Source organism: Achromobacter piechaudii NBRC 102461, assembly GCF_001571245.1.
GTDB classification, from domain to species: Bacteria; Pseudomonadota; Gammaproteobacteria; order Burkholderiales; family Burkholderiaceae_B; genus Achromobacter; species Achromobacter piechaudii.
In genome coordinates this window covers 238,973-253,267 of the sequence record NZ_BCTK01000007.1, presented here as the reverse complement: position 1 = coordinate 253,267, position 14,295 = coordinate 238,973, and the positions used below count along the sequence as shown (strand labels likewise).

The 14,295-nt window shown below is 65.7% G+C and carries 15 protein-coding genes; 5 read left to right on the top strand and 10 right to left on the bottom strand.

The features are described from left to right. Nucleotides 1-14: 14 nt before the first annotated feature. From API01S_RS18910 to API01S_RS18890, 5 genes are all read right to left on the bottom strand, one after another. Nucleotides 15-719 (bottom strand): ABC transporter ATP-binding protein, encoded by a 705-nt coding sequence (locus API01S_RS18910; protein WP_050730617.1) that lies wholly within the window; start codon nucleotides 717-719, stop codon nucleotides 15-17. Beyond that, nucleotides 719-1,507: an ABC transporter ATP-binding protein gene (locus tag API01S_RS18905; protein WP_006217213.1), complete on the bottom strand. Its 789-nt coding sequence runs from the start codon at nucleotides 1,505-1,507 to the stop codon at nucleotides 719-721. The genes API01S_RS18910 and API01S_RS18905 overlap by 1 nt, the downstream gene beginning before the upstream one ends. Further along, a complete protein-coding gene (locus API01S_RS18900; protein WP_061305800.1) occupies nucleotides 1,504-2,469 on the bottom strand; it encodes a branched-chain amino acid ABC transporter permease in 966 nt (321 codons plus the stop codon). Before API01S_RS18900 ends, API01S_RS18905 begins: the two co-directional genes overlap by 4 nt. Continuing rightward, nucleotides 2,469-3,389: a branched-chain amino acid ABC transporter permease gene (locus tag API01S_RS18895; RefSeq protein WP_006217211.1), complete on the bottom strand. Its 921-nt coding sequence runs from the start codon at nucleotides 3,387-3,389 to the stop codon at nucleotides 2,469-2,471. Before API01S_RS18895 ends, API01S_RS18900 begins: the two co-directional genes overlap by 1 nt. 131 nt (nucleotides 3,390-3,520) lie before the next feature. Next, entirely contained in the window at nucleotides 3,521-4,684 is a 1,164-nt protein-coding gene (locus API01S_RS18890; RefSeq protein WP_039882700.1) for an ABC transporter substrate-binding protein, read from the bottom strand. A gap of 310 nt (nucleotides 4,685-4,994) precedes the next feature. On the opposite strand from API01S_RS18890, the gene API01S_RS18885 reads away from it, so the two are divergent. The 5 genes from API01S_RS18885 to API01S_RS18865 all read left to right on the top strand — a co-directional run bounded on the left by API01S_RS18885 (nucleotide 4,995) and on the right by API01S_RS18865 (nucleotide 9,757). Next, a complete protein-coding gene (locus API01S_RS18885) occupies nucleotides 4,995-5,489 on the top strand; it encodes a MarR family winged helix-turn-helix transcriptional regulator (RefSeq protein WP_006217208.1) in 495 nt (164 codons plus the stop codon). Between the two features lie 62 nt (nucleotides 5,490-5,551). Then, a complete protein-coding gene (locus tag API01S_RS18880) occupies nucleotides 5,552-6,592 on the top strand; it encodes a hypothetical protein (RefSeq protein WP_006217206.1) in 1,041 nt (346 codons plus the stop codon). 110 nt (nucleotides 6,593-6,702) lie between these two features. After that, nucleotides 6,703-7,929, top strand: a complete 1,227-nt coding sequence (argJ, locus tag API01S_RS18875) for a bifunctional glutamate N-acetyltransferase/amino-acid acetyltransferase ArgJ (RefSeq protein ID WP_061305798.1) — start codon at nucleotides 6,703-6,705, stop codon at nucleotides 7,927-7,929. Between the two features lie 6 nt (nucleotides 7,930-7,935). Next, entirely contained in the window at nucleotides 7,936-8,802 is an 867-nt protein-coding gene (locus API01S_RS18870) for an ATP-binding protein (RefSeq protein WP_006217204.1), read from the top strand. After that, nucleotides 8,795-9,757, top strand: a complete 963-nt coding sequence (locus API01S_RS18865; protein WP_061305796.1) for a Nudix family hydrolase — start codon at nucleotides 8,795-8,797, stop codon at nucleotides 9,755-9,757. Before API01S_RS18870 ends, API01S_RS18865 begins: the two co-directional genes overlap by 8 nt. 57 nt (nucleotides 9,758-9,814) lie before the next feature. On the opposite strand, the gene API01S_RS18860 is transcribed toward API01S_RS18865, so the two are convergent. The 5 genes from API01S_RS18860 to API01S_RS18840 form a co-directional block, all read right to left on the bottom strand. Next, entirely contained in the window at nucleotides 9,815-10,555 is a 741-nt protein-coding gene (locus API01S_RS18860; RefSeq protein WP_050730593.1) for a branched-chain amino acid ABC transporter ATP-binding protein, read from the bottom strand. 1 nt (nucleotide 10,556) lies between these two features. After that, nucleotides 10,557-11,264 carry an ABC transporter ATP-binding protein gene (locus API01S_RS18855; protein ID WP_006217201.1) on the bottom strand — a complete coding sequence of 236 codons (708 nt, stop codon included), beginning with the start codon at nucleotides 11,262-11,264 and terminating at the stop codon, nucleotides 10,557-10,559. Between the two features lie 22 nt (nucleotides 11,265-11,286). Then, on the bottom strand, nucleotides 11,287-12,168 hold the full coding sequence (locus tag API01S_RS18850; RefSeq protein ID WP_006217200.1) for a branched-chain amino acid ABC transporter permease: 882 nt from the start codon (nucleotides 12,166-12,168) through the stop codon (nucleotides 11,287-11,289). Between the two features lie 9 nt (nucleotides 12,169-12,177). After that, nucleotides 12,178-13,170, bottom strand: coding sequence for a branched-chain amino acid ABC transporter permease (locus API01S_RS18845; protein WP_006217199.1), 993 nt, complete (start codon nucleotides 13,168-13,170; stop codon nucleotides 12,178-12,180). Nucleotides 13,171-13,257: 87 nt separating this feature from the next. Further along, complete coding sequence (locus API01S_RS18840) at nucleotides 13,258-14,142, bottom strand: LysR family transcriptional regulator (RefSeq protein WP_050730616.1); 885 nt, start codon at nucleotides 14,140-14,142, stop codon at nucleotides 13,258-13,260. Between the last annotated feature and the right edge of the window lie 153 nt (nucleotides 14,143-14,295).

The window sequence follows — 14,295 nt, the reverse complement described above, 5'->3', positions numbered from 1 at the left end:
GTGCAGCTTTATTACTACACGCCCAGGTACCGTTCCCAGAGGCCACGGTCGGCATCCAGGGCGGCGGAGTCGCCCGTCCAGACGACTTTGCCGCGTTCCAGGATGACGTGCTGGTCCGCCAGGCTCAGTAATCTTTCTACATATTTGTCGATGACCAGGATCGTCTGCCCCGCCTCGCGCAGGCGCGCCAGGCAGTGCCAGATCTCTTCGCGGATCTTGGGCGCCAGGCCCTCGGTCGCTTCGTCCAGGATCAAGAGGCGCGGGTTGGTGACCAGCGCGCGGCCGATGGCCAGCATCTGCTGCTCGCCGCCCGAAAGCTGGTTGCCCATGTTGCGCGCGCGCTCGCGCAGGCGCGGGAACAGGTCGAAGACCCGGTCCGGCGTCCAGGGCTCGCCAATGTCCGGATTGCGGCCGGCCACGAAGGCGGTCAGGTGTTCGCGCACCGTCAGGTTCGGAAAGCACTGGCGGCCTTCGGGCACGATGGCCACGCCGGCCCGCGCGATGCGATCGGTGCTCCAGCCGCTGATGTCCTGGCCCGCGAAGTGGATCTTGCCGCCACGCAGCGGCAGTTGGCCGAACAGGGTCCGCAAGAGCGTGGTCTTGCCCATGCCGTTGCGGCCCAGCAGCGTAACGACCTGACCCGCACCGATCTGCAAGTCCACCCCGAACAGCACCTGGCTGGCGCCGTAGCCGCTCTTGGCCGATTCAATGGTCAGCATCATGCGGTCTCCTCGTCGCCCAGGTAGGCTTGGCGCACTTCGGGATTGGCGCGGATTTCGTCAGGGGTGCCGGTGGCGATGACGCGGCCATATACCAGCACCGAGAGGCGGTCGGCCAGGCGGAACACCGCCTGCATGTCGTGCTCGACCAGCAGCATCGCGGCGCGGCCGCGCAGGCTTTCGATCAGCTCGGTCAGGCGCACGGTTTCGTCCGGCCCCATGCCGGCCATGGGCTCGTCCAGCAACAGCACGCTGGGACGCGCGGCCAGGGCCAGCGCGAATTCCACCTTGCGCTGCTCGCCGTGCGGCAAGGTGCCGGCCGGACGCTCCAGCAGGCTGGCGTCGATGGCGCATTCACGCGCCAGTTCGCGGGCCTGTTCATACAGCGCGGCCTCGGCGGCGCGCGGCTTCCAGAAGCGGAAGCTGCTGCCCGCGTGCGCCTGCACCGCCAGCACCAGGTTATCCAGCACGCTGGACTGCTTGAAGATATTGGTGATCTGGTAGGAACGCGACAGCCCGGCCGCGACCCGCTGGTGCGCGTTCAGGCCGGTCACATCGCGCCCGCCCACGGTCAGCGTTCCGGAATCGGCGGCCAGCGTGCCCGACAACAGATGGATCAGCGTTGATTTGCCGGCGCCGTTGGGGCCGATCAGCGCATGGATTTCGCCCGGGTTCAGGGACAGCGACACGTTGTCGGTCGCCACCAGGGCGCCGAAGCGGCGCACCAGGCCCGAGGCTTGCAAGGCAGGCGCACCGGCCTTGGCATGGGAGTTGGGTGACTGGCTCATGATCCCGCCTTGCCGGATTGGGCCGCGGCGCGTCCGCCGAACATCGGGCCGAACAGGCCCACCAGACCGCGGGGCGCACCGAACACCACGCACAGCAGCAGCACGCCCAGCGGCAGATGCCAATATTCCGTCCACAGGCGCAGCATCTCTTCCAGCGTCAGCATCACCACCGCGCCGGCCACACCGCCCCAGCGCAGTCCGATGCCGCCCACCAGCACCATGATGAGCAGGTTGGCCGACTGGGTCCAATGCATCAGGCTGGGCGAGATGAACAGATTGTGATTGGCCAGCAGCGCGCCCGCCAGGCCCGCCGCCGCGCCGCTCAGAGTGAAGGCCACGAGCTTGATGCGGTAAACCGGATAGCCCATGGACTCCATGCGCGATTCGTTTTCGCGGATGCCCTGCAAGGCGGTGCCAAAGCGCGAGGACACCACGCGGCTGAACACCCACATCAGCAGCGCGAACAGCGCCAGCACCAGGTAATAGAAGCTCACGTCATTGGCCAGATCGATGCCGGGCAAGGTGGAATAGCCGGGCAGGTTCAGCCCGTCTTCCCCGCCATACTGGCGCAGCGAAATGAAGATGTAGAACAGCATCTGCGCGAACGCCAGCGTGATCATGATGAAGTACACGCCGCGCGTGCGCAGCGAGATCGCCCCCGTGATCGCCGCCAGCACCGCCGCCAGCAGCATCGCCACCGGCCACACGATCAGCGCCGAGGTGATGCCCGACATGGCCAGGATGCCCACGACGTATGCGCCCGCGCCGAAGAAGGCCGCGTGCCCCAGCGCCACCATGCCGCCATAGCCAAGAATCAAATTCAGGCTGGTCGCTGCCAAGGCGTAGATAAGTACCCGGCGCACGAAGGAAATGTAGAAGTCCAGGCCCAATGCGGGAGCCACCAGCGGAAAGGCCGCAAGCGCCGCCAGCAGGACCACGGTCCAGATTGTGCTTTTCATCATCAACCCCGCGCCGGAAAGAGGCCGGAAGGCCGGAACACCAGCACGGCAGCCATCAGTACGTAGATGGCGATGGCGGCCAGCGTCGGACCGACACTGGAAGCCACGGCGGGAGAAAAGACCTGGCGCAGCAGCATGGGCAGGAAGGCGCGCCCCGCCGTGTCCACCATGCCCACCAGCAAGGCGCCGACAAACGCGCCGCGAATCGACCCGATGCCACCGATGACGATGCACACCAGCACCAGGATCAGGATTTCCTCGCCCATGCCCACCTGCACTGACGTGATCGGCCCCAGCAGCGCGCCGGCCACGGCGGCCAGCATCGCGCCCAGCACGAACACGCCCAGGAACAGCAGCGGCACGCGCACGCCCATCAACGTCGCCATCTGGCGGTTGGAGGCGCCGGCTCGCACCAGCACGCCGGCGCGGGTGCGCGTGACGAACCAGTACAGGCCCGCGGCCGCGGCCACGCCGAACACGATGATCATCAGGCGGTAAGCGGGATACAGCAGGTCGGGCATCAGGCGCACCGGGCCGGACAGCACGGCCGGCATGTTGAGCATGACGGGCGCCGGACCCCAGATCATCTTGACCAGGTCATTGGCGATAAGGATGACGGCGTAGGTGCCCAGCACCTGGGCCAGATGGTCGCGCAGCGCAAGCTTGCGGATAAGCGTCAGTTCCAGCACGACGCCGACCAGACCGGTGGCGACGGCCGCCACCAGGACGGCGGCGGTGAATGAACCTGTGCGCTGCATGGTTTCGGCGGCGACATAGGCGCCGGCCATGTAGAGCGAGCCGTGAGCCAGATTCATGATGTCCATGATGCCGAAAACCAGGGTCAGCCCGGCCGCGATCAAAAACAACATCAACCCAAACTGCAGACCGTTCAGCAATTGCTCGACGATCAGCGTAAACGTCATGAACACTTCCCCCTGCCGCGGACCTTGCGAGCGGTGCGCGTGCGATTCGAACCTACATTGGACGGCGGCACGCGCCCGCCGCGTCCGGCATGGCCGGAAATCGCGGCTGACGCGAGCGCGGGCGTCTTACCTCAGAGCTTGCAATCGCCGACGTAGACGTCCTGGTACTTGTCGAACACCTTGCCCACCAGCTTGTTGGTGATGCGGCCGCTGCCATCCTTGTCGATGACGCGCAGGTAGTAGGCCTGGATCGGATAGTGGTTCTTGCCGTAGGTGAAGCTGCCGCGTACCGACGGGTAATCGGCCTTTTCCAGGGCGCGGATCACGGCCTCGCGGTCAGAGGCCTTGCCGCCGGCCTGCTTGACGGCGGCGTCCATGGCCATGATGACGTCGTAGGCCTGGGCGGCGTAGACCGACGGATAACGGCCGTTGTATTCCTTGCGGAAGGCGTCCACGAACACCTTGTTCTGCGGCACGTCCAGGTCATGCGCCCACTGCGCGGTGTTGTACATGCCCAGCATGGGTTCGCCCACGGCCTGGATCACGTCTTCGTCGGCGGAAAAGCCCGGGCCGATCAGCTTGACGCTTTGCGACAGGCCCGCCGACACGAACTGCTTGACGAAGTTGATGCCCATGCCGCCCGGCAGGAAGATGTAGACGGCGTCCGGCTTGGCGGCGCGGATCTGCGCGATTTCAGCGGCGTAGTCGATCTGGCCCAGCTTGGTGTAGAGCTCGTCGCCCGGCGCCGTCTTGTAGCCGCGCTTGAAGCCGGTCAGCGCATCCTTGCCGGCCGGGTAGTCCGGGGCCATGATGAACATCTTCTTGAAGCCACGGTCGGCCGCGACCTTGCCGGCGGCTTCGTGGAAGGCGTCGTTCTGGTAGGACGTGCCGAACCAGTAGTTGTTGCACTGGGCGCCGGCGAACTGGCTGGGGCCCGGGTTGTTCGACAGGTACGGGACCTTGGCAGCGAACAGGGCGGGGCCGACGGCCAGCGCCACGTTCGAGCCGATGGGGCCCGTGAAGAAGTCGATTTTTTCGCGCTGGATGTAGCGCGTGACCAGTTGGCGGGCCTGATCCGGGTTGCCGCCCATGTCGGTCTGCACGAATTCGGCGGGCTGCCCGCCCAGCTTGCTGCCCAGTTGCTTGATGGCCAGGTTGAAGCCGTCGCGGGCTTCGGCGCCCAGCGCCGAGAACGGGCCGGAGATATCGTTGGCGATGCCGACCTTGACGGCGTCGGCCATGGCCACGGCCGGAACCAGCGCGGCGGCGGCGATGAGGGAAGTGATCAAACGCATGGTGGTGTGCTCCGTGCGCGAGCCCGCGCAGAGGGTGTTCTTATTGAGGGTGGCCTGCCACACCACTATCCCCGTCAAGCAGCTTAGGGAAAGCTGGCGCGGTTCATAGTTTAGGTTTAAAGTATTCTTCAAAACAAGACTAGGGTTTTTACCAGCCCGGCGTGTCCGCCCAAGCAGCACCTGATAAGCAACACCTTAAGCTTGCCCGTCTTGATCACCCGCCCATCAACGATGACCGCATCGACGACACGCCCGGTACGACGCACGCGCGACAGTACCCGACATCTCGCCGAATCTCAAGAAAACGCCGATGACTGACGCTCCTGATCTCGAATCCCGCGCCGCGCCCGACGACCACCACGCGTTGCGCCTGTGGTTGCGCATGCTCACCTGCGCCAATCTCATCGAAGGCGAAATCCGCAGCCGCCTGCGCAACGAATTCGACACCACCCTGCCCCGCTTCGACCTGATGGCGCAATTGCAGCGCGCCCCCAAGGGCATGAAGATGGGCGAGCTGTCGCGCCACATGATGGTCACCAACGGCAATATCACCGGCATTACCGACCAGCTTGAAAAAGAAGGGCTGGTGGTGCGCACCAAGGTGGAGTCCGACCGCCGCAGCTCGCTCATCAAGCTCACCCCGCAGGGCAAGAAAAGTTTCGCCCGCATGGCGCGCGCCCACGAAACCTGGGTCAAGTCCATGTTTGGCGACCTGCCCGAGTCCACCCGCAATGCGCTGTTCCAGGCGCTGGGCGAACTCAAGTTGCAGGTCGTGGCCACCCGCTCGGAATCGGCCAAGTCCTGAGCCCGTCCACCGCCCCTGCCGCCTGCTGAAAACCGCGCCGGGTTTGGCGCATAATTGCCGCCATGATTCCGGTTTCCCTTCCTGGCGGTAATTTCTACGTGCTGATGGTGGCCTCGCTGGCCTGCCTGGCTACCTTGCTGACCTGGCTGGCCGTGTTGGCGACCACGCCCAGCGCGCGGCTCTGGCTGGGCGACCACCGCCGCATCGGCACCACTCTGATGACCCTGTTGGCGCTGGTCGGCGCCATTTTCCCGTACCAGCAATTCGGCGCATGGTTTTCCGCCCAGCGCGCCGCCGAGGCAGACGCCGGCCGCAAGACGACGCTGGCCCACGCCACCCGGCTGGCTGGCGTGGACATGCCCGCGGGCACCGTCCTCAGCCTGACCCAGCCCGGCGACCTGGCCTCGTTCGACCGCGCCGTCTTTCCCGATGCCCAGCCCGCCGCCATCCAGGGAGTGTCCGCCACCCGGCTGTTCCGCTACGCCGCCACCCCCAAGCAGGCCGAAACGCTGTCCGTGGAAATCGCCCGTGACCAGGCGCAGGAAGGCTGGTTGTGCGCGCACGGGCATCGGCTTGAATTCGTGATGCAGGGCGGCCAGCCACGGTTCGCCAGCTGCCACCTGGCGGTGGGCAATACGCTGGACCAGCAGCCGGTGCCGCCCGGCGCGTGGCTCAAGGTGGACGAGGCCGCGCGCGGTACGGCGCCGGCTGCGGGCGGTAACGCGCCACGCTGGCTGCTGCGCACCGAAGGCAGCGAAGCGCTGGCCCTGCGGCAGATGCCGCTGCTGAAGGTGGACATGCGGCTGGACAGCCAGCGCAGACTGCTGGATTTCGAAGGCCTCTTGGCCCGCGAAACCACGCTGGGCGCCATGACCTACCCGCCCGGCACCCGCGTGCTGGCCGCCAATCCGCGCCTGCCCGGCGCCCAGCCGGGCGACCTTTTGTTTTCGCCGTCGCGCGGGCGCTCCGCGCGCCGCAATGGCGGCGAGGATGTCGGGGCCGGCAGCTCGGTGCTGCAAGCCCCGGACGGCACGGTGCGCAGCGTCCTGAGCAATCGCGAAGCGGGCGTGCTGGACGTGGCCGCCATGCGGATGGCCCCCTGACAGCGCGCTGACCCGCCCCTGCCGTAAACCGGTGGGATAATACGAAGCTTTCCCCCGCGCGCCGCCTAGCCTGGCGGCGATTTTGTCCTGCCTACTCAAGAGACGAAGTCATGGCCGTTAATTTGCAGATCCCCTCCGAGTCCGAAATTTTTCCTGTAGCCGGCGTTGAAATCGGCGTCACCGAGGCCGGCATCCGCAAAGCCAACCGGCGCGACCTGACTGTGTTCCGTCTGGCCGAAGGCACGAGCGTGGCGGGCGTGTTCACGCGCAACCGCTTCTGCGCCGCCCCCGTCCAGGTCTGCCAGGCCCATCTGGCCGCCGGCGGTCCCATCAGCGCGCTGGTCATCAATACCGGCAATGCCAACGCCGGCACGGGCGAAGAAGGCTTGAAGAAAGCCCAGGACACCTGCGCCGCGCTGGGCAAGCTGCTGGGCGTGCCCGCCTCCGAAATCCTGCCGTTCTCCACCGGCGTCATTCTTGAGCCGCTGCCGCTGGACCGTCTGGTCGCCGGCCTGCCGGGCGCCATCGCCAACCTGGGGGCCGATCACTGGTCCAGCGCCGCGCACGGCATCATGACCACCGACACGCTGCCCAAGATTTCGTCGGCCAAGATGCAGATCGACGGCAAGACCGTGACCTTCACCGGCATCAGCAAGGGCGCGGGCATGATCCGTCCCAACATGGCCACCATGCTCAGTTTCCTGGCCACCGACGCCGGCATCGCCCAGCCGCTGCTGCGCAAGCTGGCCGGCGAAATCGCCGACGCCTCGTTCAACCGCATCACGGTCGATGGCGACACGTCCACCAACGATTCCTTCATCATCGCCGCCACCGGCAAGTCGGGCGTGAACGTCAATAGCGAATCGGACGCCGCCTACGCCGCCGTCCGCGAAGCGCTGACCGCCGCCGCGCTGGAGCTGGCCACCAAGATCGTGCGCGACGCCGAAGGCGCCACCAAGTTCATGACCATCCGCGTCGAAGAAGCGGGCAGCACCGAAGAAGCGCTCAAGGTCGCCTACGCCGTGGCGCATTCGCCGCTGGTCAAGACCGCGTTCTTCGCGTCCGACCCCAACCTGGGCCGCATCCTGGCGGCGGTGGGCTATGCCGGCATCGACGACCTGGACGTGTCCAACATCCGCCTGTGGCTGGACGACGTACTGGTCGCCAAGAACGGCGGCCGCAACCCCGACTACCAGGAAGCCGACGGCCAGCGCGTGATGAAGCAGGCCGAAATCCTGGTGCGCATCGCGCTGGGTCGCGGCCAGGTGTCCGACACCGTCTACACCTGCGACTTCTCGCACGAATACGTGTCCATCAACGCCGACTACCGTTCGTGATCGGCCATGAGCGCTAGCGAGTTCACCACCCTTATCCAGCGCGCCGAGCGCGTGCTGGCGCAGCTGGAAGCCTTCCTGCCTCCGGCCACGCCCGAGATCGACTGGAGCGCGCATGCGTTCCGTTGGCGCAAGCGCGGCTCGCGCGGCTGGCTGGACGCCGTGCGCCACGTGGCGCGCATCGACATGCAAGACCTTCAGCATATCGAGCGCCAGAAGGCCACCATCGACCGCAACACGCAGCAGTTCCTGGCCAACAAGCCGGCCAACAACGTGCTGATGACCGGCGCGCGCGGCACCGGCAAGAGCTCGCTGGTCAAGGCCATGCTGGCCGCCTATGGCGACCAGGGCCTGCGCCTGATCGAAGTCGACAAGTCCGACCTGGGCGACCTGGCCGACATCGTCGAGTTGGTCGCGCCCCGTCCCGAACGCTTCATCGTGTTCTGCGATGACCTGTCGTTCGAAGAAGGCGAGCCCGGCTACAAGGCGCTCAAGTCCGTGCTGGACGGCTCGGTATCGGCCTCGGGCGACAACGTGCTGATCTACGCCACGTCCAACCGCCGTCACCTGATGCCGGAATACATGAGCGAGAACCTCCAGGCCAAGCATCAGCCCGATGGCGAAATCCATCCCGGCGAGACGGTCGAGGAAAAAATCTCGCTGTCCGAACGCTTCGGCCTGTGGCTGTCGTTCTACCCGTTCAAGCAGGACGACTACCTGGACATCGTCTACCACTGGCTGCGCGAACTCGGTTGCCCCGAGGCGCACATCGAACCGTCGCGCACCGAGGCGCTGCAATGGACGATCGAGCGCGGATCGCGTTCGGGCCGCGTGGCTTACCAATTCGCGCGCGATTGGGCGGCACGCCATGTCTGAGAAAATCGTCGACGTTGCAGCGGGCCTGATCCTGCGGCCCGATGGCATGTTGCTGCTGGGTCAGCGGCCCGAGGGCAAGCCCTGGTCGGGCTGGTGGGAACTGCCGGGCGGCAAGCTTGAGCCGGGTGAAACCGTGTTGCAGGCGCTGGCCCGCGAATTGCAGGAAGAGCTGGGCATCCGCGTCACGCAGTCGCATCCGTGGGTGACCTATGTACACGTCTATCCGCACACCACGGTGCGCCTGGCGTTCTGCCACGTCACCGCGTGGGAAGGCGAGCCGCAAGGGCTGGAAAACCAGCGGCTGCAATGGGTGGACCCGGCCAATGCCGCGTCCGTCGGCGACTTGCTGCCGGCCACCTTGCCGCCACTGCGCTGGCTGCAACTGCCCACTACCTACGGCATCAGCTCGATCGGTTCGCGTGCAGGCGTTGCGGCGTTTTTGGGCCGCCTGGAAGCCGCGCTGGCGCGTGGCGTGAAGCTGGTGCAGTTCCGCGAACCGCAGTGGCCGGATGGCGCGGGTGCAAGCTCGCTGCATGAAGTGCTGCAACAGGTGATCAAGCGCTGCCACGCAGCCGGCGCACGCGTGCTGGTCAACAGCGCTCACCCTGCCGCCTGGTGGAGGGAAGCCGACGGCGTGCACCTGCGCACGGCGGACGCGGCGCGCTTGCATGCGCGCCCTGAACTGCCCGAAGGCGCGCTGCTTGGCGTGTCGGCGCACGACAACGCCCAGGTGGTGCACGCGCGCGAGATCGGCGCGGACTTCGCGGTGCTGGGCCCCGTGCTGGACACGCCCAGCCACCCGGGCGCGGCGACGCTGGGTTGGGAAGGCTTCGTCGCGGGCAATCGCGACGCCGGCATTCCGGTTTTCGCGCTGGGCGGGCAATCCACCCAGACCGTATCGCAAGCGTTGCGCCATGGCGCGCATGGCATTGCCGGGATACGCGGCGTTATTTGACGCCAGCCCCGCCGGGGTGCGCCCCGGCGGGTTCCTGTCGACGCTTCAGTCGAAAATTCAGTCGATCTTGTAGTCCATCCACGAGGCGACCATCTCGCGCAGGCCGCCCTCTTGCTCGAACGCCTCGCGCGAGCCTTCCGCCTTGTTGCGTCCCAGCTCCAGGATGTACATATAGTCGGACACTTCGGCACAGCGCCGCACGTTCTGGTCCACCAGCACCACGGTCATCCCCTCGTCGGCAAACCCACGGATCAGCGCGTAGATCTCCTTGGAGATCTTGGGTGCCAGCATCGCCGTGGGCTCGTCCAGCAGAATCACCGACGGCTCGATCAGCAGGGCGCGGCCGAATTCCACGAAGCGCTGCTGCCCCCCACTCATGCTGGAGACCGGATCGTTGCGCTTTTGCGCCAGGATGGGAAAGCGGTCATAGACCGAGTCGATGCGCTGGCGCACGCGCGCCTTGTCTCCCCGGAACGGCCAGCAGCCCAGCAGCAGGTTGTCCTGCACGGACAGGTCGCCGAACAGGCTGCGATGCTGCGGCACGAACGCCACGCCATGGCTGGCGCGCTCGTGCGAAGGCTGCGCGCTGATGTCCTTGCCGCGCAGCGTGATACGCCCGGTGCGGGGCGGCAGAAAGCCGAACAGCGTCTTGAGCACCGTGGATTTTCCGGCGCCGTTAGGGCCGATCACGCCGGTGACTTTGCCTGCGCGCGCCTGGACGTTGATGCGGTTCAAAATCGTGATGTCGCCGTGATAGGCCACGGTCACGTCTTCGAGCGCAAGGATGGCGGTGCTCATGTCAGGCTCCAAGATAGGCTTCGACCACCTGCGGGTCGGCGCGCACGTGATCGGCGTTGCCCTGGCTCAGGATGGCGCCTTCGTTCATGACGATGATGTGATGGGACAGCTGATAGATGGATGTCAGGTCGTGCGACACCAGCACCACCGAACAATCATGCTCGGTGGGCAATTCGCGGATCACTGAAATCAGCAGTTGCGCAAGGGCGGGGTTCACGCCCGCGAAGGGTTCGTCCAGCAGCACGACCTTGGGCCGCGCGACCATGATGCGCGCCAGCTCCACCAGCTTTTGCTGGCCGCCAGACAGTTCTTCGGCGTAGTTGTGGCGCAGGCGATGCAGCTCGACCTTGTGCAGCCAGTACTCGGATTGCGCATAGCGCTCGTCCGCGCTACGGCCCGACTGCTGCTGCGCCACCTCCAGGTTTTCCAGGAGGGTCAGCTGACGGAAGATGCGCGGCACCTGGAAGGTGCGCCCGACGCCCAGCCGGGCCACTTCATGGACCTCGCGCCCGCCGATCTCGCGGCCATCCAGTTCGATGCGGCCTTCGTCCGGCCGGTAGATGCCATTGATGCAGTTGAGCATCGTGGTCTTGCCTGATCCGTTCATGCCGATGATGCCCAGGATGGATCCCTTCGGCACCTCCAGATCCACGCCTTGCAGCGCCACCAGGCCGCCAAAGCGCTTCTTGAGATTCGTGACTTTCAACATGCGTCCGTCTCCCGGAAGGCTGTTAACGCAGCGCCTGGCGGCCGAACAAGCCGCTGGGCCGGATGAAGATCGTGGCGACCATCAATGCGAAACCGCAGATGGTGGCGATGGAGGGGCTGAAGAACACCACGGACACCTGCTCGGTGATGCCGAACAGCAGCGCCCCGACCAGGGCTCCCACCGGGTGCCCCAAACCACCCAGCACAATGACGATGAAGCCGATCAGCGTGTAGTCGTTGCCCATGAACGGCGAGAACGCCGGAAACACCATGGCGACCAGCACGCCGCTGGCGGCGGCCAGGCCCACGCCCAGCCCGAACGCCACGGCGGACAGCCGCTCGGCATTGATGCCCACGATACGGACCGCGTCGCGGTTCATGATGATGGCGCGCAGCGCGCGGCCCAGCTGCGTGCGGTACAGGAACACCGTCAACGCGGCGATGATCGCCAGCGCGATGACGAGCGCCAGCAGCCGCACCGTCGGAATCAGGACCGGGCCGAACTTCAGGAAGACGGGTTCGATCTCATAAGGCAGCGAGCGCGCATCGGCGTCGAACGCCAGCAGCATCAGCGCGCCCAGCATGATGGATACGCCGAACATCAGCAAAAGCGAACTGATCTCGGGATCGTCCGCCTTGGACAGCCGAGGGATCAGGACGAAATACAGCAGGTAGCCGGCCAGGAAGAACGCGGCGAACGCCAGCGGCAGCGCGATCAGCGGGTTGATGCCCGCGTATTCCATCAGGTAGAAGGCGAAGTACGCGCCCAGCACCAGGAATTCGCCGTGCGCGAAGTTCACCACCCGCAGCACGCCGAAGACGACGTTCAGCCCCACGCCGATCAGGCCGTAGATGGCGCCAAGGATCAGGCCGTTGATCAGGCCTTGGATAAGCAGTCCGGTCATGGCGGGTCCTCAGGCGATGTAGCGGCGCAGTTGCGGCTTGCGTTTGATCAGGCTGCCGACGATGCCGCGTGGCAGGAACAGCATCAGCAGGACGATGATGAGACCCAGCAGCAGCAGGTTCACCACGGGGAATTTCTGCCAGATCATGTGGTCGATGCCCACCAGCGCCAGCGTGCCGACCACCGGGCCAAGGATGGTGCCGAAGCCCCCCGCCATGGCGTAGATGATGCTCTTGGCCGTGATCAGCACGTTGAAGGCGTATTCCGGGTCGACGACGTTCGTGTACCAGGCCTCGATGCCGCCGGCCAGCGCGGGGAACAGGGCGGCCAGCAGCCAGGCCTTCAGGCGCGTGTTGGGCACGTGGATGCCCACGCAGGCGGCCGCGCCGTCATCGTCGCGGATGGCTTTGAGCGCGCGGCCCAGCCGCGACACCGACAGCCAGGTGACGGTTGCCAGCGTGGCGCCCATGACGATCAGCATGGCGTAGTAGCTATGCGTGGGATTGTTGGCGCGCGACAGGATGATGCCCATGCTGCCGCCTGTGAATGATTGCGGCAGGTCCGAAATGACCAGCTTGACGATGGTGGCCAACGCCAGGCTCACGATGCCGAAATACACGCCGCGCAGGCGCAGCGTGGGCGCCAGCAGCATCGCAATCGCCAGGCCCGCGCCGCCAGCAGCCAGCAGCGACGGCAGGATGGGCCAGCCCATGATCTTGTAGCAAATGCCGGTGGCGTAGGAGCCCACGCCGTAGAACACGACGTAGCCGAACGGCAGATAGCCCGTGAAGCCCACGCAGATGTTCATGGCGCTGGCCATCGTGATCCACAACATCAGGTAGAACGCGAACGAAATGTTCGAGCTCGCCATGGGGATCACTGCCAGGCCGGCGGCCAGCGCGGCGAAGAGGGTCACTGCGATGCGGGTGCGCAACCGCACGGCGCGCAAATCCTGCGCGCGATGCGAAGCCGCGCCCGCCGTCAGGGCGGGACTGCTGCTCATGATGTCTTCCTCCGGGCCGTCTCGGATTGGATGGCCGCTATTTGGAGGCGATTATGAACAACTCAAACCATAACTGCAAGTTAAGGACTAACCCTTATTCTGGCCAGGAAATGCCTCCGCCAGCACCTCTCGCAGCTCATCGATGAAGCGCAACGCGATTTGCGACGGCTCTCGGTTGCTGGCATAGACCGCCGAGATATTCAGCGGAATGCACTCTTGCAGCGGCACGATCACCACGTCGGGCATGGTGTTCTGCATGACCGTGAATTCATCCACAATGGCGATCCCCACCCCGGCATTCACCAGCGCGCAGGCAAGCTGGCTCCAGGGCACGTCAGCGCACATGCGGCACGGCAGCCCGGCCTGCTCGAACGCGCCCAGCACCAGCATGCCGAAGGGCATGCGGGTGCCGACCACGATGTGCGGATGCGGGGAAAGATCGGCCAGACTGACAGAGGCCCGGCCCGCCAACGGGTGCGCCTTGGGGATGGCCGCCACCATGCGACCCACGTGCAAGGGCTGCGAGGTCAGGAAGGGGTGATCCGCCTGCATCACCACCAGCCCCAGCTCGGCTTCGCCCTGCAACACGTCGGAAATCAGGCTGGGCAGGACCGAAGTATTCAGCCTTAGCAGCAGCTCGGGATGCCGCTGCTGGAAACGGGCCACCGCGCGCGGCACCAGGAATTGCGCCAGGCTGGGAATGGAGGCCAGCCGCAGCACGCCTGTGCCGTGCTCGGACAACGCATCGGCCAGGTCATTGACCCGCTGCATCATGCGCTGGGTTTTTTCGATTTCCTCAAACAGGCTATGCACTTGCGAGGTGGGTCGCAGCCGCCCGCGCACCCGCTCGAACAGCGTCACACCCATGCTCTTCTCGGTCTGCGCCAGCATCCGGCTGACGGCCGGCTGCGAAATATTCAGGAGTCGGGCCGCGCCGCTGATCGAGCCGGCCATGACGATGGCCCACAACATTTCCGTCTGCCGGTAATTCAATTTATTCAAGGCGTGCGCTCCATGCCTATTTGTTATACGCTTTGTCGCGTATTGGGCAATTAATGCCCAATACCGGGTTCTGGGTCCCTGCTTCGCGGCAGGGCGAGGCCCCCAAATCTATAACGATTGGAG